This window comes from Mesorhizobium sp. SEMIA396, from assembly GCF_024518615.1.
Taxonomy (GTDB): Bacteria; Pseudomonadota; Alphaproteobacteria; order Rhizobiales; family Rhizobiaceae; genus Mesorhizobium.
On record NZ_JANIFC010000002.1, the window covers coordinates 660942 to 678971 of the forward strand.

At 62.2% G+C, this 18030-nt stretch carries 20 protein-coding genes; 9 read left to right on the forward strand and 11 right to left on the reverse strand.

Annotation, left to right across the window (positions count from 1 at the left end; all coding sequences use genetic code 11):
* Positions 1-47 precede the first annotated feature (47 nt).
* The gene (locus NP503_RS08180; protein ID WP_127272156.1) at positions 48-2114 is read right to left on the reverse strand and encodes a bifunctional diguanylate cyclase/phosphodiesterase; all 2067 of its coding nucleotides are present in this window, start codon (positions 2112-2114) and stop codon (positions 48-50) included.
* A gap of 331 nt (positions 2115-2445) precedes the next feature.
* Between NP503_RS08180 and NP503_RS08185 the strand changes: the two genes are divergently transcribed.
* Together NP503_RS08185 and tdh are read left to right on the forward strand one after the other, a co-directional pair.
* Positions 2446-3633: a glycine C-acetyltransferase gene (locus tag NP503_RS08185; RefSeq protein WP_127268536.1), complete on the forward strand. Its 1188-nt coding sequence runs from the start codon at positions 2446-2448 to the stop codon at positions 3631-3633.
* Between the two features lie 52 nt (positions 3634-3685).
* Complete coding sequence (tdh, locus tag NP503_RS08190; RefSeq protein ID WP_127276777.1) at positions 3686-4720, forward strand: L-threonine 3-dehydrogenase; 1035 nt, start codon at positions 3686-3688, stop codon at positions 4718-4720.
* Between the two features lie 7 nt (positions 4721-4727).
* On the opposite strand, the gene NP503_RS08195 is transcribed toward tdh, so the two are convergent.
* The gene (locus NP503_RS08195; RefSeq protein WP_127269415.1) at positions 4728-5234 is read right to left on the reverse strand and encodes a DUF2380 domain-containing protein; all 507 of its coding nucleotides are present in this window, start codon (positions 5232-5234) and stop codon (positions 4728-4730) included.
* Between the two features lie 154 nt (positions 5235-5388).
* Positions 5389-5862, reverse strand: a complete 474-nt coding sequence (locus NP503_RS08200) for a MarR family winged helix-turn-helix transcriptional regulator (protein ID WP_127269414.1) — start codon at positions 5860-5862, stop codon at positions 5389-5391.
* Positions 5863-5950: 88 nt separating this feature from the next.
* Here NP503_RS08200 and hmgA point away from each other — a divergent pair, with 88 nt between their 5' ends.
* From hmgA to NP503_RS08225, 5 genes are read left to right on the forward strand one after another with little or no spacing between them, the layout of a single operon-like run.
* Positions 5951-7264, forward strand: coding sequence for a homogentisate 1,2-dioxygenase (gene hmgA / locus NP503_RS08205; protein ID WP_127269413.1), 1314 nt, complete (start codon positions 5951-5953; stop codon positions 7262-7264).
* A gap of 11 nt (positions 7265-7275) precedes the next feature.
* Complete coding sequence (locus NP503_RS08210; RefSeq protein WP_164749630.1) at positions 7276-8163, forward strand: MBL fold metallo-hydrolase; 888 nt, start codon at positions 7276-7278, stop codon at positions 8161-8163.
* Positions 8160-9173, forward strand: coding sequence for a fumarylacetoacetate hydrolase family protein (locus NP503_RS08215; RefSeq protein WP_127272475.1), 1014 nt, complete (start codon positions 8160-8162; stop codon positions 9171-9173). Before NP503_RS08210 ends, NP503_RS08215 begins: the two co-directional genes overlap by 4 nt.
* 4 nt (positions 9174-9177) lie before the next feature.
* Positions 9178-9465: a hypothetical protein gene (locus NP503_RS08220; RefSeq protein ID WP_127270135.1), complete on the forward strand. Its 288-nt coding sequence runs from the start codon at positions 9178-9180 to the stop codon at positions 9463-9465.
* Positions 9466-9469: 4 nt separating this feature from the next.
* Complete coding sequence (locus NP503_RS08225) at positions 9470-10006, forward strand: DinB family protein (RefSeq protein WP_127270134.1); 537 nt, start codon at positions 9470-9472, stop codon at positions 10004-10006.
* Here the strand turns inward: NP503_RS08225 and NP503_RS08230 are convergent.
* Together NP503_RS08230 and hppD are read right to left on the reverse strand one after the other, a co-directional pair.
* The gene (locus tag NP503_RS08230) at positions 10003-10191 is read right to left on the reverse strand and encodes a type II toxin-antitoxin system Phd/YefM family antitoxin (protein WP_127270132.1); all 189 of its coding nucleotides are present in this window, start codon (positions 10189-10191) and stop codon (positions 10003-10005) included. The genes NP503_RS08225 and NP503_RS08230 overlap by 4 nt on opposite strands.
* Before the next feature lie 57 nt (positions 10192-10248).
* Positions 10249-11364 carry a 4-hydroxyphenylpyruvate dioxygenase gene (hppD, locus tag NP503_RS08235; protein WP_127270130.1) on the reverse strand — a complete coding sequence of 372 codons (1116 nt, stop codon included), beginning with the start codon at positions 11362-11364 and terminating at the stop codon, positions 10249-10251.
* Between the two features lie 138 nt (positions 11365-11502).
* Between hppD and NP503_RS08240 the strand changes: the two genes are divergently transcribed.
* A complete protein-coding gene (locus tag NP503_RS08240; RefSeq protein WP_127270128.1) occupies positions 11503-11970 on the forward strand; it encodes an Lrp/AsnC family transcriptional regulator in 468 nt (155 codons plus the stop codon).
* A gap of 11 nt (positions 11971-11981) precedes the next feature.
* Here NP503_RS08240 and NP503_RS08245 read toward each other — a convergent pair whose 3' ends face one another.
* From NP503_RS08245 to aztA, 4 genes are all read right to left on the reverse strand, one after another.
* Positions 11982-12320, reverse strand: coding sequence for a TIGR01244 family sulfur transferase (locus NP503_RS08245; protein ID WP_127270126.1), 339 nt, complete (start codon positions 12318-12320; stop codon positions 11982-11984).
* Positions 12321-12470: 150 nt separating this feature from the next.
* The gene (gene aztC / locus NP503_RS08250) at positions 12471-13412 is read right to left on the reverse strand and encodes a zinc ABC transporter substrate-binding protein AztC (protein ID WP_127272476.1); all 942 of its coding nucleotides are present in this window, start codon (positions 13410-13412) and stop codon (positions 12471-12473) included.
* Between the two features lie 27 nt (positions 13413-13439).
* On the reverse strand, positions 13440-14315 hold the full coding sequence (aztB, locus tag NP503_RS08255; RefSeq protein WP_031212890.1) for a zinc ABC transporter permease AztB: 876 nt from the start codon (positions 14313-14315) through the stop codon (positions 13440-13442).
* A complete protein-coding gene (gene aztA / locus NP503_RS08260; RefSeq protein ID WP_127273264.1) occupies positions 14315-15121 on the reverse strand; it encodes a zinc ABC transporter ATP-binding protein AztA in 807 nt (268 codons plus the stop codon). Before aztA ends, aztB begins: the two co-directional genes overlap by 1 nt.
* Before the next feature lie 226 nt (positions 15122-15347).
* Between aztA and NP503_RS08265 the strand changes: the two genes are divergently transcribed.
* Entirely contained in the window at positions 15348-15692 is a 345-nt protein-coding gene (locus tag NP503_RS08265) for a RidA family protein (RefSeq protein WP_127271894.1), read from the forward strand.
* A gap of 170 nt (positions 15693-15862) precedes the next feature.
* On the opposite strand, the gene hutC is transcribed toward NP503_RS08265, so the two are convergent.
* Positions 15863-16600 carry a histidine utilization repressor gene (hutC, locus tag NP503_RS08270; protein WP_127272059.1) on the reverse strand — a complete coding sequence of 246 codons (738 nt, stop codon included), beginning with the start codon at positions 16598-16600 and terminating at the stop codon, positions 15863-15865.
* On the reverse strand, positions 16597-17949 hold the full coding sequence (locus NP503_RS08275; protein ID WP_127270704.1) for a formimidoylglutamate deiminase: 1353 nt from the start codon (positions 17947-17949) through the stop codon (positions 16597-16599). The genes hutC and NP503_RS08275 overlap by 4 nt, the downstream gene beginning before the upstream one ends.
* Between the last annotated feature and the right edge of the window lie 81 nt (positions 17950-18030).

Consider the following 18030-nt stretch of genomic DNA (forward strand, 5'->3'; position numbering starts at 1 on the left):
TGCGCAGCGGTTTTGGGATAACGACATGCGCAAACAAAAAGGCAAACCTATGCCAGGCTTCCTTGCAGCACCGTCAGCTTGGCCTTCTTGGGCATGCGGGCGGTCAGCCATTCCAGCGCCTTGTCGTGCGGCATCGGGAAGGCGATGGAGTAGCCCTGCACCTGGTCGCAGCCGATCGCCATCAGCGAATTGAGCTCGGCCTCGGTTTCGGCGCCCTCTGCGACGATCGAGATGCCAAGGCCACGCGCCAGCTCGGTGATGGCGCGGACGATCTTCGAGTTGTCGCCATTCTCATGGATGTTCTGGACGAAGCGGCGATCGATCTTCAGCCGGTCGATCTCGTTCGGGTTGACATGGCTGAGCGAAGCATAGCCGGTGCCGAAATCATCGAGTTCGAGATGGACGCCGGCTGCCCGGATGTGCCGCAGCTTGGCCGCGATACCCGTCTTTTCGTCATCGAGGATGACGGATTCGACGATTTCCAGCGACAGTTTCTGCGGCGGCAGCCCGGCCTTTTCCAGCGTCTCGAACAAGAACGCATCGAAATCGTGTTCGCGCAGCTCGGTGCCGGAAACATTGACGGCAAGCCGTCCGAAGGCAATGCCGGCGCGGTTCCATTCGGCCGCCTCGTTGATCGCCTTGGTGATGACGATGCGGCCGATCTCGGGCATGAAGCCGCATTTCTCGGCGACCGGAATGAACTCGCCGGGCGGGATCATGCCGCGCTCCGCATGGTTCCAGCGCACCAGCGCCTCGATGCCGCTGATCGTGCCGTGGGTCAGTGAGACCTGCGGCTGGAAATAGACCTGGAACGCCCGCTCGGCGATGGCAACCTTGATGTCGTGCTCGAGCTGCTTGCGATAGTCGAGTTCGCGGCGCAGCTCCTCGGAGAAGAAGGAGAAGTTGCCGCCGCCAAGCCTCTTGGCGGAGTAAAGCGCCAGATCGGCGTGGACCAGCAAATCCCCGGCATTGTCGGCGTCGATCGGATAGACCGCGATGCCGGCGCTGGCGCCTGGGAGAATGGTCGTGCCCTGGAAGACGATCGGCTCGTTGATATGTGCCAGGATGCGTCGCGCCAGCATATTGATGTCTTCGGTGCCGCCGGCGCCGCCGAGGATCATGACGAACTCGTCGCCGCCCAGGCGCACGCACAGATCCGACGCCCGGCAGGAATCGCGCATGCGCTGTGCCGTCACGACCAGCACATAGTCGCCGGCGGCGTGGCCGAGCGTATCGTTGATCTGCTTGAATCGGTCGAGATCGAGCTGGACGACGGCAAGGCGTTCGCGACGCCGGTGCGTTCCCTTGATCAGCGTGTCGAAATGATCGGTCAGGAACGTGCGGTTGTGCAGGCCGGTAAGGCCGTCATGCACCGCGATGAAGGCCATGGAATTGCGCGCGTCGATCAATTCATGCGTCTTGCGCAGGATGGCGTTCGACATCGGCCTGAAGATGAAGAGCGCCACCAGTATGATGACGCCGATTGTGGCGTAGAACAGCGTGCGATGGAGAGCGAGCAGCTTCTCGGAGCGGTCGTCGGCGTCGGCAGTGATGCGCTGGCCAAGCGCGGCGTAGCCCGACAAGGTCGCATTGGCGACGGAGGCGTCGAGATTGACGCGTTCGTCGCCGCCCTTGTAACCGCCATTGCCGCTGAATTGCGATTCATAGGCCGAGATCAGGCGGTCGCCATTGGCGATCAGCCCGACCGAGAAATAGTCGAGGTGGAAGGGCTTGGCGAAAAGGACGCTTTCGATCGACTTCGGGTCAAGCTTGGCCGGCGATTGCGGATCGGCTCCCGTCTGATCGAGCAGCAGGTCGTAGTTCGTCTCGAACTCCGCCGTTGCCTGCTTGAGCGCGCTGACCAGCGCCGGTTGCTTGTCGCGTGAGCCGGCGCCCGTTGCACCGGCAAGGAAGACGATGCGCTGCGACAGCGTCTTTTGTGTGCTGACGATGTCGAGCAAGGTGTGATTGTGCTGTTGGGTGGCCATCATCTGCTGCAGCAGGATGAAGGAGGCGATCACCATGGCCGCAATGATCAGCAGGGCCAGCCAATAGCCGGCCTTGATCAGCAGTATGAGCTTGCCTGAAACGGTTTGCACCGGCTGCTGCGACATTTTCGGGGGCGGCCCTCTCGCCTACGGATTCTTGCCTAAAGATTCTTGTATGAGCACCATTGAACTGCAAACGTTAACAGGACCGGAAATCGACGGCTGCCCGGCGAGGGGCGGCTGTCGAAAGATCGCGAAATGGTTATCGGCTCGTTTAACGCCGTACCGGCATTTGAGCGGTCATCGGCCAGAACCCTTGTCGCGGCATCGTTTCCGCCGCCGCATGATGATCGACATCGGGGCGGCATCGTGCTGCTTGCCACCGATCCGGTCGTTTTTGCGATGGATTTTTCACGCGGACGAGACGACAGTCAGCCCACATCAAACGAGGCCGACCATGACCGCAGCATTCCTCTCCCACATCGACGGCGAGCTCGCGGGGCTCAAATCGGCAGGCCTCTACAAGTCGGAGCGGGTGATCACTTCGACGCAGTCGGCCGAGATCGAGGTCGGCGGCGACAAGGTGCTGAATTTCTGTGCCAACAACTATCTCGGCCTCGCCGATAGCGCCGATTTGCGCAATGCTGCCAAGCAGGCGCTCGACCGCTATGGCTACGGCATGGCATCGGTGCGCTTTATCTGCGGCACCCAGGAAGAGCACAAGCAGCTCGAATCCACGATTTCCTCTTTCCTCGGCATGGAAGACACCATCCTCTACGGCTCCTGTTTCGATGCCAATGGCGGCCTGTTCGAGACGCTGCTGGGCGAGGAAGACGCCATTATCTCGGATGCCTTGAATCATGCCTCGATCATCGATGGCGTGCGGCTGTCGAAGGCCAAACGTTTCCGCTACGCCAACAACGACATGGCCGATCTCGAGGCGCGACTGAAGGAAGCCCGGGACTGCCGCTTCCGGTTGATCGCCACCGACGGCGTGTTTTCGATGGATGGCATCATCGCCAATCTCACGGGTGTCTGCGACCTCGCCGAGAAATACGACGCCATGGTGATGGTCGACGACAGCCATGCCGTCGGCTTCGTCGGCCGAAACGGCCGCGGCTCGGCCGAACATTGCGGCGTCGAGGGCAGGGTCGACATCATCACCGGCACGCTCGGCAAGGCGCTTGGCGGGGCCTCCGGTGGCTACACCTCGGGCAAAGGCCAGGTGGTCGACTGGCTGCGCCAGCGCTCACGGCCGTATCTCTTCTCCAACACGCTCATGCCGGCGATCGCCGGCGCTTCGATCAAGGTGTTCGAACTGATCAAGGACGGCGATGGGCTGCGCAGCAAACTCTACGACAATGCGGCGCGCTTCCGGTCGCAGATGGGCAAGCTCGGCTTCACGCTGGCCGGAGCCGATCATCCGATCATACCGGTGATGCTGGGTGATGCCAGCCTGGCGCAGGAGATGGCCGCGCGCATGCTGAAGCGCGGCATTTACGTCATCGGCTTCTCCTTCCCGGTGGTGCCGAAAGGGCAGGCCCGCATCCGCACGCAAATGTCGGCGGCGCATTCCAGTGCGGATATTGACAGGGCGGTCGAGGCGTTTGCCGCCGTCGGGCGCGAACTCGGGGTCATTTCCTGAAAGGCTGGAATCGAAAAGCGATTCCGGATCAAGAGATTCAAGGGACAAAAGCATGTCGAACATGATGAAGGCGCTGGTGAAGGCCAAGGCCGAACCAGGCATCTGGATGGAAGAGGTGCCGGTGCCGGAGATCGGCCCCAACGACGTGCTGATCAAGATCAAGAAGACGGCGATCTGCGGCACCGACGTGCACATCTACAATTGGGACCAGTGGGCGCAGAAGACGGTGCCGGTGCCGATGGTGACCGGCCATGAATTCGTCGGCACGGTCGCAGATTTCGGCGCCGCGGTCACCGAATACAAGGTCGGCCAGCGCGTGTCGGGCGAAGGCCACATCGTCTGCGGCCATTGCCGCAACTGTCGCGCCGGGCGAGGGCATCTGTGCCGCAACACGCTCGGCGTCGGCGTCAACCGTCCTGGCGCCTTCGGCGAGTATCTGGCGATCCCGCAGCACAATGTCGTGCCGATCCCCGATGATGTGCCCGACGAGATCGCCGCGATCTTCGACCCGCTGGGCAATGCCGTCCACACCGCACTCTCCTTCGATCTGGTTGGCGAAGATGTGCTGGTGACCGGCGCCGGGCCGATCGGCATCATGGGCGCGCTCGTCGCGCAATGCGTCGGCGCGCGCAAAGTGGTCATCACCGACATCAACCCGCTGCGGCTGGCGCTGGCGAAAAAGCTCGGCGTCCAGCATGTCGTCGATGCCTCGAAGGAAAAGCTGCGCGACGTCATGCCAGTGCTCGGCATGACCGAGGGGTTCGACGTCGGCCTCGAAATGTCGGGCGCCGCCCCCGCTTTCCGCGACATGATCGACACCATGAACAATGGCGGCAAGATCGCCATTCTGGGCATCGCGCCGACCGGCTTCGAGATCGACTGGAACAAGGTCATCTTCAAGATGCTGCATCTCAAGGGCATCTACGGCCGCGAGATGTTCGAAACCTGGTACAAGATGATCGCGCTTGTGCAGGGCCCGCTGGATGTCTCCGGCCTGATCACCCACCGCATCGGCATCGACGATTTTCAGGCCGGCTTCGATGCGATGCGCAGCGGCAGTTCCGGCAAGGTGGTGATGGACTGGTAGATGCCGCCTAGCGCAGGATTCTGTTTTTCATCAGCCATTTCACGGAGCGGGGCCATGCGTGGTTCGCACCCATGCGAAGATCGGTAAACCCCTCCGAAACATGTCTCCCGGTTTCGGCGTCAAGGATGCGAATGAACATAGTATGTTCCGTTCGGTTGACGCGCGTTACGACGCCAAGCAAGGCAAGCGACGCGCCGTGCTCCTTGGCAATCGGTCCTTCACAACCAGCGCAGTTGCGCAATCCGTGCGGCGCAGCAGCCTGTGTATCCCTCGCCGGCACATCAATTACTGTAAAGCGCCCAGACTGGGAGAGCATGTCCTTTGCAACTTGTGCCGATTCCGACAGATAGCGCCTGTCATATTCATCTGGGGGAATTATTCCCGCCCCGGCGCTCTTGTCCTCCAATTCGAAAGGGAACACTTCGATCGACATCGGCTTTGTCTGCTGGGCCTGCGCAAATGTGCACGTGCCTACAAGTAGCGTCACCAGGACACTTAAGGCGCGAATGCTCATCGTAGTCCTCCCGTCGGTGTAATGGGCATTATACGCGGCCTGACAACGCAAATCACGATCAAATCGAAAGCAATGCTATGCTTTGGCTGCGGTGGGAGTTCCCACGCAGGTTCGCTCGAACTCCGTCGTTCAGAGTGATTGGCTTGATCTTGGACTAACCCATGCTCGGGACCAGACTGGTCTCCAATGCAGCCAGTCCGCTGGTGATCGCCGTGCGCTCTTCAGCGCTGAGCCTTGCCAGCAAATCCCGTTCGAACGCCTTGGCCAGCGCCACCATCTCGCGATAGGCGGCAAGTCCCGTTCCGGTCAGCGTCAGATGTTCGATACGGCGGTCTTTTTCGTCCGGTTTTCGCGTCAGCCAGCGCCGCCGTTCGAGCTCGGCGACAGCGCGCGAAACCTTTGTCTTGTGCATGGCCGATTGCTCACCGATTGCAGACGCCGTCATCGTTCCATGCTGCCCCAGCCCCGAAAGGGTGCGCCATTCCGGCCGCGTCAGGCCGTGGCTATCCTTGTAAATCCGCGAAAATTCGCGGCTGACGGCGTCGGCAAGCCGGTAGAGCCGGTAGGGCAGGAAATTTTCCAGATTGAGAATTTCAGGCGCGTCGGACGCTTCGCTCTTGATCGCCATTTTTCAAAGCCGCCATTGATGGTTACATTTTCAATGGTTACAAATGAAACCAGTTTGGTCAATTGAGATCCATTCCGGGGAGGAAGCAATGGCCTTTTCCTACATGCCGGGTTTCGGCAACGACTTCGAAACCGAGACGCTGCCCGGTTCGCTGCCACAAGGACGGAACTCCCCGCAGCGGCCGGCCTACGGCCTCTATGCCGAGCAGCTTTCGGGCTCGCCCTTCACCGCCCCGCGCGGCACCAATGAGCGCTCTTGGCTCTACCGGATCCGGCCGAGCGTCAAGCACACTGGCCGCTTCAAGCCTGCGAGCTATCCCTTGTGGAAGAGTGCGCCCAATGTCGGCGATCATGAGTTGGCGCTTGGCCAATACCGCTGGAATCCGGTGCCGATGCCGAAAGAGCCGACCGATTTTATCGCCGGCATGCGCAGCATCACCACATCAGGCGACGTGCTCGGCCAGACCGGCATGGCGGCACATGTCTATGTCGCCAACCGCTCGATGGTCGACGACCATTTCTTCAACTCCGACGGTGAATTGCTGGTCGTGCCGCAGGTCGGCGCATTGCGCTTCGTCACCGAGATGGGCGTCATTGAGCTGCGGCCCGGCGAGATCGCGGTGCTGCCACGCGGTCTGGTCTTCAAGGTCGAGCTGGTCGACAAGGAAGTGCGCGGCTACGTCTGCGAGAACTACGGCGCCAAGTTGACGCTGCCCGACCGCGGCCCGATCGGCGCCAACTGCCTGGCCAATCCGCGCGATTTCAAGACGCCTTGCGCCTGGTTCGAGGAGAAGGAAACGCCGTGCCGGCTGACGGTGAAATGGTGCGGCAATTTCCATGTCACCGAGATCGGCCATTCGCCGCTGGACGTCGTTGCCTGGCACGGCAATTACGCCCCCTACAAATATGATCTGGCTACCTTTTCGCCTGTCGGCGCGCTGCTGTTCGACCATCCCGACCCGTCCATCTTCACTGTGCTGACGGCACCCAGCGGCGAGGAGGGCACGGCCAATATCGACTTCGTCATCTTCCCGCCACGCTGGCTGGTGGCCGAAGACACGTTCCGGCCACCCTGGTACCACCGCAACATCATGAGCGAGTTCATGGGCCTGATCCATGGCCAGTACGATGCCAAGGAAGAGGGCTTTGTGCCCGGCGGCATCAGTCTGCACAATCTGATGCTGGCCCATGGACCGGATGCGCCTGGCTTCGAAAAGGCCTCGCGCGCGGACCTGAAACCGGTCAAGCTCGACAACACCATGGCGTTCATGTTCGAGACCCGATTTCCGCAAATGCTGACCCGCTACGGCGCCGAACTCGAAACCCGGCAGGACAATTATATCGACTGCTGGGCGGATCTGAAGAAGCGTTTCAATGGCACGCCCGAGGGCGACTGGTCTTGAGCACCGAGCCAATGCCGGATCGGTTGGTGATTTTGGGCTCGAAGGGCGGCCCTGCGCTGCGGCCAGGCGGTCCGTGGCCAAGCTCTTCGCTGCTGCAGATCGGCGGCCGCAGCATCGTCGTCGACTGCGGGCTTGGCGTCACGCGTGGCCTGGTCGATGCCGGCATCGGCCTGAAATCGCTCGATCTGATCTTCATCACGCATCTGCACTCCGACCATGTCCTGGAACTGGGCCCGCTGATCCACACCGCCTGGACGGCGGGTCTGGCGACCCCGGTCCACGTGTTCGGCCCGCCCGGCACGGATCATTACTGGCAGCGCTTTTGCCAGGCGATGGAGTTCGATATCGAGATCCGCATCGTCGATGAAGGCCGACCGGATATTCGCGACCTGGTTTCGATCGTCGAATTCGGCGAAGGCCAAGTGGTCGAACAGGGCGGCTTGACGGTTTCGGCGCTGCGCGTCGAGCATCCGCCGGTGACCGACTGTTTTGCCCTGCGCTTCGAACACAGCGGGAAAAGCGTGGTGTTTTCCGCTGACACGGCCTTCTTTCCGCCGCTCGCGGATTTTGCCCAAGGCGCCGATATCCTCGTCCACGAGGCGATGCTGGAAGAAGGCATCGAGCGGCTGGTGGCCAGGACCGGCAATGGCGCGCGGCTGAAAGACCACCTGCTCGCCAGCCACAGCTTTGCCGAAGAGGCCGGCAGCATCGCCAGCGATGCCGGCGTCAAGAGACTGGTGCTCAATCATCTCATTCCGGCCGACGATCCCGGGATCGGCGAGGCCGATTGGACTGCCGCTGTCAGGAAAACATGGGCTGGCGACTTGACGATCGCCCGCGACGGTCTTGTTGTGGGCTTAAGCAGCGCCAAAGCTGCAGCAGGAGAGGAAACCGCATGAAGCTTGCCACATTGAAGGACGGGACGCGCGACGGAAAACTCGTCGTTGTCTCGCGCGACCTGACACGCTTCACAGACGCCTCGTTCCTGGTGCGCACGCTGCAGGCGGCGCTCGACGACTGGCGCCGCATCGCCCCGCATCTCGCGACAATAGCGGAATCGCTTGAGAACAACGCGATGCCGGCGGAGCGCTTCCACGAGCATGACGCCCACTCGCCGCTGCCGCGCGCCTATCAATGGGCCGACGGCTCGGCTTATGTGAATCATGTCGAACTGGTGCGCAAAGCGCGTGGCGCCGAGATGCCTGCGAGCTTCTGGACCGACCCGCTGATCTACCAGGGCGGCTCGGACACTTTCATTCCGCCACGCGATCCGATCCGCATGGCTGACGAAGCCTTCGGCATCGACATGGAAGGCGAAGTCGCCGTCATTGTCGACGACGTGCCGATGGGCGCCAGTGTCGATGAGGCGCGCGCGGCGATCCGGCTGGTCATGCTGGTCAATGACGTCACGCTGCGCGCGCTCACCGGACCGGAACTGGCCAAAGGTTTCGGTTTTTTCCAGTCAAAACCGTCCTCGGCGTTTTCGCCTGTCGCGGTGACGCCGGACGAACTGGGTGATGCCTGGGACGGCGGCAAGGTCAGCCTGCCGCTGCTCGCCGATCTCAACGGCAAGCCGTTCGGCCGGGCCAATGCCGGTATCGACATGACCTTCGATTTTCCGGCGCTGATCGTTCACGCAGCAAGGACACGGCCATTGGCGGCCGGCACGATCATCGGCTCGGGGACTGTCTCCAACAAGCTCGACGGCGGGCCGGGCAAGCCTGTTTCGGCCGGTGGCGCCGGCTATTCCTGCATCGCCGAACTGCGCATGATCGAGACCATTGTGTCAGGCGAACCCAAAACGCCGTTCCTGCGCTTCGGCGACACGGTGCGCATCGAGATGAAGGACAAAACCGGGCATTCGATCTTCGGCGCCATTGAGCAGAAGGTCGAGAAATACGAAAGGTAAGGGCATGACGGGGGACTATCTTCTGGCCGGTGTCTGGGCACTCGCCATACTGGCGGTCTTCATCCAGGCGATCCGGCTGAGCTACCGCATTGAGGCGCGATCGCCCGGCCTGACCAACCGCAGCGGCTTTCCGCGCAAGGCGATGATGTTCCACACCATCACCAACATGAACGTCGCGCGCGACGAGGAAACGCAAGCCATGCGGCGGCGCATGAACCGGCTTCTGCTGATCGTTCTTGCCGGATTCGCGATCATGGGGGCAGGCTTGCATCTGATGCGGGCAGGGGGATGATCTCGTGAACCTGCTCGACCATCTGCGCCGTATGGCCGGCAACAATCTGTGGTCGAACGACCGGCTCTACCGCGCGGTGCTGTCGCTCCAGCCAGGTGAGTTCGAGGCCGAACGCACCAGCTTCTTTCCATCGATCAAGGCGACGCTCAACCACATCCTTGCGGTCGATCTTCTCTATCTCGATTTTCTCGAAGAGGGTGGTCTCGGTGCTGCCGCCCATGACGACTTCGTGCCCCTCGACGAGCCGGGGGCGTTGTTTGCGGCGCAGGTCGCAGCCGACCGGCGGCTGATCGCCTTTTGCGATAGACTGTCGGCCGACGACCTCGATCGGCAGGTTATCACCGACCGGCGCGAGGACGGCATGATCCCCGAGCGCATCGGCGATATCCTCGCCCATGTCTTCCTGCACGACATCCATCACCGCGGCCAGGTGCACGCCATGCTTTCGGGGACGTCGGTCAAGCCGCCGCAACTGGATGAGTTTCTGCTCTATTATGATGCGAAGCTGAGGGAGAGAGAGGTCGAGCGGTTGGGGCTCTAATTAATCGTCAAGCCGCTCGGCCCTTTCAGAGCAGCGGTGGCGCCGATAGGTCTTTCCTTGCCGGGGGGCGGCAAGAGACGCGCTACGACCCTGCCGCGCCGGGTGATTACGATCTCCTCGCCGGCATTTGCACGCCTGACGAGTTCCGACAGTTTGGCTCTGGCTTCCGTAATAGAGACGTGCACGGCTCGACCTCGCTAGGCCCAACCTTAAGCCAAAGCCGGGCCGCAGCGAGAGTAACCTTACGCCGCTTTGCCGTCCACCTTGATCACGCCGCGCTTGATCTGATCCTGCTCGATCGATTCGAACAGCGCGCGGAAGTTGCCCTCGCCAAAACCTTCGTCGCCCTTGCGCTGGATGAACTCGAAAAAGATCGGGCCGATCACGGTCTTCGAAAAGATCTGCAGCAGGATCTTGGTCATGCCGCCGTCGACGACGCCTTCGCCGTCGATCAGGATGCCGTGCTTCTTCATCCGCTCGATCGGTTCGTCATGGCCGTTCACGCGGTCATACGACATGTCGTAGTAGGTCTCCGGCGGGCCGGGCATGAACTTCAGCCCGTTCTCGGCCAGCCTGTCGGTGGCGGTATAGATCTCGTCGGTGCCGACAGCGATGTGCTGGATGCCCTCGCCATTGTACTTCTTCAGATATTCGGCGATCTGGCTGGTCTCGTCCTTGGACTCGTTGAGCGGAATGCGAATCTTGCCGCAGGGCGAGGTGATGGCGCGGCTCACCAGGCCGGTGATCTTGCCGTCGATGTCGAAGAAATGGATCTGCTTGAAGCCGAACAGATTGCGATAGAAATCCCACCACTTGTCCATCTGGCCGCGATAGACATTGTGGGTCAGGTGATCGAGATAGTAGAAGCCGACGCCTTCCGGCCGTGGGTCGCGAGCGCCCAGCCATTCGAACTCGGCATCATAGGCCGAACCCTTCTTGCCATAGGTCTCGATGAAGTAGAGCAGCGAGCCGCCAATGCCGATGATTGCTGGCACGTCGAGCGCTTTGTCGGCGCCTTCGTAAGGCATGGCGCCCTTGGCAACCGCATGATCGAAAGCGTGTTTGGCATCCACCACCCGCCAGGCCATCGAGGCAGCACAGGGGCCGTGCTTGTCGACGAACTTCATCGCATGCGAGCCGGGCTCGGCATTGACGACATAGTTGATGTCGCCCTGCCGCCAGATGGTGACGTCTTTCGTGCGGTGCTTGGCCACCGCGACATAGCCCATACGGGTGAACAGTTGAGCCAGTTTTTCCGGTTCCGGATGCGCGAATTCGACAAACTCGAAGCCGTCGGTGCCGGCCGGGTTGTCCTTGCCGATCCTGGCGGGCGGGGCGTCGTGCGGGAAGGGACCCATGATATTCCTCCGAAAGCTGGCCTGGCCTGAAAAGGCCATTTGACACGATCATAACGCGGAGGAGGCGCACGGTGCTTGCATTCAAACGCTTGAAATGATGATGTCATGCGTGAAGCGTGCATGATGTGAGGAAAAACCATGGATGAGGCGCGCATTGACCAGTTTGACCGCAAGATAATGGCGCTGTTGCAGGGTGATGCGCGGCTGACCAACAACGATCTTTCGGAGCGGGTGAACCTGTCGGCGTCGCAATGCTCGCGCCGCCGCCAGCGGCTGGAGGAGGACGGCTTTATCAAGGGCTATCGCGCCGTTCTCGACCGCGACAAGCTCGGTTTTTCCCTGGTCAATGTCATTTCGGTGACGCTCGCCACGCACAACCGCGACAATGCAAGGCGCTTCGGCGAGCTGGTGGCGCGGCTGCCCGAAGTGCAGGAAGCGCACGCGCTGACCGGTGAGATGGACTACATTTTGAAAGTGGTGACGCCCGACCTGAAGTCGCTGTCGGAATTCGTCAACGGCGTGCTCCTGCCACACGAATCCGTGCAGCACGTGAAGACGGCGATCGTGCTGGAGACGTTGAAGGAGACCGGCGCGCTGCCGATTTAAGCCCTGGCCGTTCAGCCCTTCGACTGCTGGATCAGCCCATAGAGATTGGTGCAGCGCGCGCCGGAGCGGCAATAGGCGAAGACCGGGCCGTCGAGTTCGTCGAGCGCTTCGGCCTGATCCTCGACATTCTCGGCGGTGATCTGGCCGCTGATCACCGGAATGTAGCGGAAGGCGAGCCCTGCGGCTTCCACCGCCGCCTTGACGGTGTCGGCAGAAGGCTGGCCGGGCTGTTCGTCATCGGGCCGGTTGCAGATGACGCTCTTGAAGCCGGCTTCCTTGATGGCGGCGACGTCCTCAGGCTGGATCTGGCCCGAAACCGAATAGTCCTCGCTGATTTCGCGGTATTCCATGGCAGCATCCTCGCAAACTGGTCAGGCGGCAGTCTTGCCACTCCCCGACATGGGCGGCAATCCGTACCGAAGGAATTCTCTGCCAAATAGACATTGCGTGGCGGAAAATCCAACCGGGCCGATGCGGCCCGGCTGGACGATCCTTCAAACTCAGCTGCCGAGAATGGCGCCTTTGATCTGACGGATGTTGTTGTGCATCATGTCGATGTAGGTCGCGGCCGGGCCGTCGGGCTGCGACAGCGCATCCGAATAGAGCGTGCCGCCGACCTTGATGCCGGTTTCGCTGGCGATCTGTTCGATCAGGCGCGGGTTGGTGATGTTCTCGACGAAGATCGCAGCCGCCTTGTCCTGCTTCACCTGATTGACCAGTTTGGCGACGTCTGCGGCGGATGGCTCGGAGTCGGTCGAGATGCCTTGCGGGGCGAGGAAGGTCAGGCCGTATGCGTGTTCGAAATAGCCGAAGGCGTCATGCGAGGTGATGACGACGCGCTTGCTCTCCGGGATTGAGGCGATCGCCGCTTTCACTTCGCCTTCGACCGCGTCGAGCTTCTTCGTGTAGGCGGCGGCATTGGTCTGGTAGCTGACGCAGCCTTCCGCATCCGCCGCGCAGAAAGCCTCGGCGATGTTCTTCACGTAGATCCTGGCATTGGCGATCGACTGGAAGGCGTGCGGATCGGTGACCGTCTTGCCGCCGTCGGTGCCGGCACCTTCGGCCGCGTCGGCATCGGCGAATTCAGGTTTGAAATCGATCGGCGTCACGCCCTTGGTCAAGGTGATGATAGACGCCTTGGTGGCGCTGGCATCGACCAGCCGCTGCAGGAAACCTTCGAAATGCAGGCCGTTGACCAGAACGATGTCGGCCTTGGCCATGGCCACAGCATCGGCCGGGCTCGGCTCGTAGACATGGGCGTCGCCATCCGGCCCGACAATGGTGGTGACGTCGATGCGGTCGCCGCCGACATTTTTGGCGAAATCGGCAATGACGGTGAAGCTGGCGACCACTTTCAGCGGTGCGGCCAAGGCCGACGATGCGCCAAAAGCGGTTAATGTTATAACGCTCATCGCCAGGGCGGCATGGATCGATTTCAGCATAGACGGGTCTCCTTCTAGGGGCGGGGATCAGGCCGTTCTGTGACGGTGATGGATGATGCGCGCGCGCAGAATGCCGCGCGTGCCAAACAGGATCGAGGCGAAATAGACGACGCCGGCCGACAGGATGATGGCCGGGCCGGATGGCAGCGACGCGTGATAGGACAGAAGCAGCCCGGCGACGCAGGACGCAAAGCCGATCAGCACCGCCAGCACGCACATCGGCTCGACGCGAACTGTCCAGAAGCGGGCGGCTGCGGCCGGCAGCATCATCAGCCCAACCGACAGAAGCGTGCCGAGTGCCTGGAAGCCGCCGACAAGGTTGAGCACGACAAGGCCGAGGAAGATGAAATGCACCGGACTGCCGAGCCGGCTGACCGAGCGCAGGAACAGCGGGTCGAGGCATTCGGCGACCAGCGCCCGCCAGAAGATGGCGAGGCTGACCAGCGTCACCGCGACGATGCCGCCGATCAGCGTCAGGGCCTCATCGTTGAGCGCCAGCACGGTGCCGAACAGCACATGCATGAGATCGACGCTGGACCCGCGGATCGACACCATCAGCACGCCGATGGCGAGCGAAATCAGATAGAACGCCGCCATCGAGGCGTCCTCGCGCTGTATGGTGAAGCGCGAGACGGCGCCGGCGCCGAGCGCGACGATGACGCCGGCGATCAGGCCGCCGATGGTCATCGGCAGGATCTCCAGCCCATAGAACAGGAAGCCGGCGGCCGCGCCGGGCAGGATGGCATGCGCCATGGCGTCGCCCGACAGGCTCATGCGCCGCAGCATCAGGAAGACGCCGATAGGGCAGGCGCCGAGCGACAGCATCAGCGAACCGATCAAAGCCCGCTGCATGAAGCCGAAATCGGCGAAGGGCGCGATGACAAGGCCGTAAAGCATGTCCATCAGGCAGCCCTCGGTCCGACGCCATGTTGGCGGTCGTGATCGTGGCCATGGTGATCGTCACCATGAGCGTCCTCGCCCGGCTCGCACCAGGGTGCATTTTCTTCCCAAGCTTCGTGGAAGCGGCGGGCGCGCAACAGGTTGTCAGGTTTCAGCGTTTCCCTGGTTTCGCCCCAGGCGATCGGCTGGCGGGCGAGAAGCAGCGTTTCGGGGAAATTCTGCCGCACCAGGTCCAGATCGTGCACGACAACCATGATGGTGCGTTCCTCGCCGTGCCAGTGCTTGATCAGGGCAATGAGGTCGCCGACCGTCTTGGCGTCGACGGCGTTGAAGGGTTCGTCGAGCAGGATGAGGTCGGCGTCCTGCAGCAGGACGCGCGCAAACAGCGTGCGCTGCAACTGGCCGCCCGACAGCGTGTCGATCGGGCGCTTTTCAAAGCCGCCGAGGCCGACCGCCATCAGCGCCTTGCTGACGTCATCGCGATCTTCCTTGGTGTAGCGGCCAAGCAGGCCGCGTCGTGGCCACAGGCCGAGCGAAACCAGATCGACCACGCGCGCTGGAAAAGAGCGGTCGAGCTCCGATTGCTGCGGCAGATAGGCGGCACGTACACCGGGTGCGCGGATAACCTCGCCGGCCATTGGCTTCAGGACGCCGACAATGCCTTTCATCAGCGTCGATTTGCCGGAGCCGTTGGCGCCGACCACAGCGGTCAGCGAGCCCTTGCGGATGGTGCCGTCGAGATGATGGATCGCCGGATGACTGCCGTAGCCAAGCGTCAGGTCGCGGAATGTCAGGCAGGTATTTGTCATTCTGCGATCCGTAGGCGGCGAAATCCGGCTGCTGGCAGCGGCCGATTGGATATGTGATGTTATTACATTAGTCAACAAGCCAATCCGGCGGAATTGCGGCCGCAGGGTCAACTTGCCGTGTGTGCATGCCATATGCCGTTGGCCCAAGGGGATTCGACCTGGCGACCTTGCCCCAAGCCGGCCGCGACTCTAAAGAAGCGCAACCGTCACAGGAAGGAACCATCCAATGAGCATTCGTCGCATCGATGTCGGCCCGCGCATGAGCCAGATCGTCATCCATGGCAATACCGTCTATCTGGCTGGTCAGGTCGGCCAGCCAACCGGCAACGTCGCTTCGCAGACCAGGGACATCCTGGCGGCTGTCGACGAATTGCTGGCCAAGGCTGGCTCCGACAAGACCAAGATCCTGCAGGCGATCATCTGGCTGGCCGACATGAGCACCTTTGCCGAGATGAACGCGGAATGGGACAAGTGGGTGCCGCAGGGCAACACGCCAGCCCGTGCCACCGGCGAAGCAAAGCTCGCCACCCCGGACTATCTGGTCGAGATTATTATTACCGCCGCGATCTAAAGCGTCGACTTTCACCTTCTCCCCTTGTGGGAGAAGGTGTCGCCGAAGGCGACGGATGAGGGGTGTTCCAGGGAACGCCAACGTCTCACTCCGCTGGAACACCCCTCATCCGTCTCGACGCTGTCGCGCCGATCCACCTTCTCCCACAAGGGGAGAAGGGAGCGTCGGCGCTACCCCTGCGGCCTGAACCTTGCCACCAGCGTGTGGCTCTCGGCCGCGTAGGTAAAGCGCACATGGGTGACCGGATGTTCGGCGCTCCATGTCCGCCGCTCTACCACCAGGCACGGCGCGCCGGCTTCGATGTCGAGTGCGGCCGCTATATGTCTGTCGGCGGCGACAGCGCGAATCCGGTGCTCGGCTTCGCTCCACGGCACGCGGCCGATCAGCCATGGTCCTGGTGCGATGGCCACGAATTCCACGTCTGCTGCCTCGGGTACGGCGGTGAGGTTGATCAGCCGCTGTTCATGCGCGAACGGCCGCTCGCCGGCGAAATGCCCGCATTCCAGCGCCAGAACCGGTCCGGCCAAGCCCAATTCCAGCAGGGCGCGATCCTCGGCGCTGCTGCGCCTTTTGTGCCGAGCGACGCGCTCGTAGCGGTAAGGCAAGCCGAGCGCTTCGACCTCGATGCGGATATCGTGGATTTCCAGCACCGCCGCTTGCGACTGCGGCCGGCGCACAAAGCTGCCTGAGCGGCGGCGACGTTCGATCAGCCCGGCCTTGGCAAGCTGTGACAGCGCCTTGTTCACCGTCATGCGCGAGCAATTGTATTGCACGCTCAGTTCGTGCTCGAACGGGATGCGATGGCCGGGCGCCCAGGCACCGGACGTGATCTTCTCACTGATGTCGGTCAGGATGCGCTGGTGCAGCGAGCCGCCACCGTCCGCTACCACTGTGCCGGCCATGCTCATGCCGAAAGCGCCGTCATCACGCTGCGAAACCGCTCGGCGATAGCCTCTCGCTTCACATGCGTGCCGCCGCTGACCTGCTTGAACCCATGCACCCAGACGCAGTCGACCTTGCCGCCATTGGCGAAGATCCAGGCGTCCAGGATCGCGTCGCCGCTCTTGCCGGCCAGCGAGGGATTTTTGGGATCGAGCGAGACGAGATCGGCGGATGCGCCGGCGGCGATCTGCGAGATGCCGGCGCCAAGGGCGACGCTGCCCCCGTCTAGCGCGGCATCGAACAGCGCCCGGCCGGTCGAGCCGCCCGCGACCGCCAGCACATTGCGGGCGCGGTGGGCGAGGCGCTGTGAATATTCGAGCTGGCGCAATTCGTCGGGCAGGCCGATGAGCACGTTGGAATCGGAGCCGACGCCATAGCGGCCGCCATGTTCCCTGAACAGCGGCGCGGCAAAAGTGCCGTCACCGAGATTGGCCTCGGTGATCGGGCAGAGGCCGGCGATGGCGCCGCTCCTGGCCATGGCAACGGTTTCCGTATCGGTCATATGGGTGGCGTGGATCAGGCACCAGCGCTTGTCGACCTTGGCATTGGCGAGCAAAAACTCCACGGGCCTCGCGCCGGACCAGGCAAGACAGTCCTCGACCTCTTTCACTTGCTCGGCGATATGGATGTGAATCGGCCCCTCCGGCGCCAGCGCGGCGACTTCGGCTAGCTCCTGCGGCGTCGCGGCACGCAAACTGTGCGGAGCGACGCCGACGACAGCCTGATTCAACGCGCGAACCAATTCGCGGCATTTCTCAACAAGCCGCGAGAACCGATTCACATCGTTGATGAATCGCCGCTGACCTTCGTTTGGCACGGCACCGCCGAAAGACGAGTGCGCATAAAACACTGGCAGCAGCGTCAGGCCGATACCTGTTTCGCCGGCCGCCGCCGCGATGCGCCCGGCCATCTCGGCAAGATTGGCGTAGGATTTTCCATCGCGGTCGTGATGCAGATAGTGAAATTCGCCGACGCGGGAAAAACCGGCCTCCAGCATCTCGACATAGAGTTGTGCGGCAACCGCCTCGACCTGATCGGGTGTCATCGACAGGGCGAAACGGTACATCACCTCGCGCCAGCTCCAGAAACTGTCGGCGGAGGGGCCGCGAAGTTCGGCAAGGCCGGCCATGCCGCGCTGGAAGGCGTGGCTGTGAAGGTTGGGCATGCCGGGCAACAGGATCGCGTGGCGTTCGTCGCCGGCTAGCGCGGTAGCTCCAGGTTCGACGGTCGTGATGCGTCCCTCGGCGAAGGTGAGCCGCACATTATCGCGCCAACCATCGGGAAGGAGCGCCTGTTCCGCAAAGATCGCTGCCACTTTTCTCTCCGGTCCTCTGTCTCTCATGCGATGATGGCACTTGCAGTGCGTTTCAATATGTATATACATAATCGTCATCGA

What these genes read in the sequence shown, in the direction of transcription:
- NP503_RS08180 (WP_127272156.1), bottom strand. Translation starts at nt 2,114, where the DNA reads ATGTCGCAGCAGCCGGTGCAAACCGTTTCAGGCAAGCTCATACTGCTG.
- NP503_RS08185 (WP_127268536.1), top strand. Translation starts at nt 2,446, where the DNA reads ATGACCGCAGCATTCCTCTCCCACATCGACGGCGAGCTCGCGGGGCTC.
- tdh (WP_127276777.1), top strand. Translation starts at nt 3,686, where the DNA reads ATGTCGAACATGATGAAGGCGCTGGTGAAGGCCAAGGCCGAACCAGGC.
- NP503_RS08195 (WP_127269415.1), bottom strand. Translation starts at nt 5,234, where the DNA reads ATGAGCATTCGCGCCTTAAGTGTCCTGGTGACGCTACTTGTAGGCACG.
- NP503_RS08200 (WP_127269414.1), bottom strand. Translation starts at nt 5,862, where the DNA reads ATGGCGATCAAGAGCGAAGCGTCCGACGCGCCTGAAATTCTCAATCTG.
- hmgA (WP_127269413.1), top strand. Translation starts at nt 5,951, where the DNA reads ATGGCCTTTTCCTACATGCCGGGTTTCGGCAACGACTTCGAAACCGAG.
- NP503_RS08210 (WP_164749630.1), top strand. Translation starts at nt 7,276, where the DNA reads ATGCCGGATCGGTTGGTGATTTTGGGCTCGAAGGGCGGCCCTGCGCTG.
- NP503_RS08215 (WP_127272475.1), top strand. Translation starts at nt 8,160, where the DNA reads ATGAAGCTTGCCACATTGAAGGACGGGACGCGCGACGGAAAACTCGTC.
- NP503_RS08220 (WP_127270135.1), top strand. Translation starts at nt 9,178, where the DNA reads ATGACGGGGGACTATCTTCTGGCCGGTGTCTGGGCACTCGCCATACTG.
- hppD (WP_127270130.1), bottom strand. Translation starts at nt 11,364, where the DNA reads ATGGGTCCCTTCCCGCACGACGCCCCGCCCGCCAGGATCGGCAAGGAC.
- NP503_RS08240 (WP_127270128.1), top strand. Translation starts at nt 11,503, where the DNA reads ATGGATGAGGCGCGCATTGACCAGTTTGACCGCAAGATAATGGCGCTG.
- NP503_RS08245 (WP_127270126.1), bottom strand. Translation starts at nt 12,320, where the DNA reads ATGGAATACCGCGAAATCAGCGAGGACTATTCGGTTTCGGGCCAGATC.
- aztC (WP_127272476.1), bottom strand. Translation starts at nt 13,412, where the DNA reads ATGCTGAAATCGATCCATGCCGCCCTGGCGATGAGCGTTATAACATTA.
- aztB (WP_031212890.1), bottom strand. Translation starts at nt 14,315, where the DNA reads ATGGACATGCTTTACGGCCTTGTCATCGCGCCCTTCGCCGATTTCGGC.
- aztA (WP_127273264.1), bottom strand. Translation starts at nt 15,121, where the DNA reads ATGACAAATACCTGCCTGACATTCCGCGACCTGACGCTTGGCTACGGC.
- NP503_RS08265 (WP_127271894.1), top strand. Translation starts at nt 15,348, where the DNA reads ATGAGCATTCGTCGCATCGATGTCGGCCCGCGCATGAGCCAGATCGTC.
- hutC (WP_127272059.1), bottom strand. Translation starts at nt 16,600, where the DNA reads ATGAGCATGGCCGGCACAGTGGTAGCGGACGGTGGCGGCTCGCTGCAC.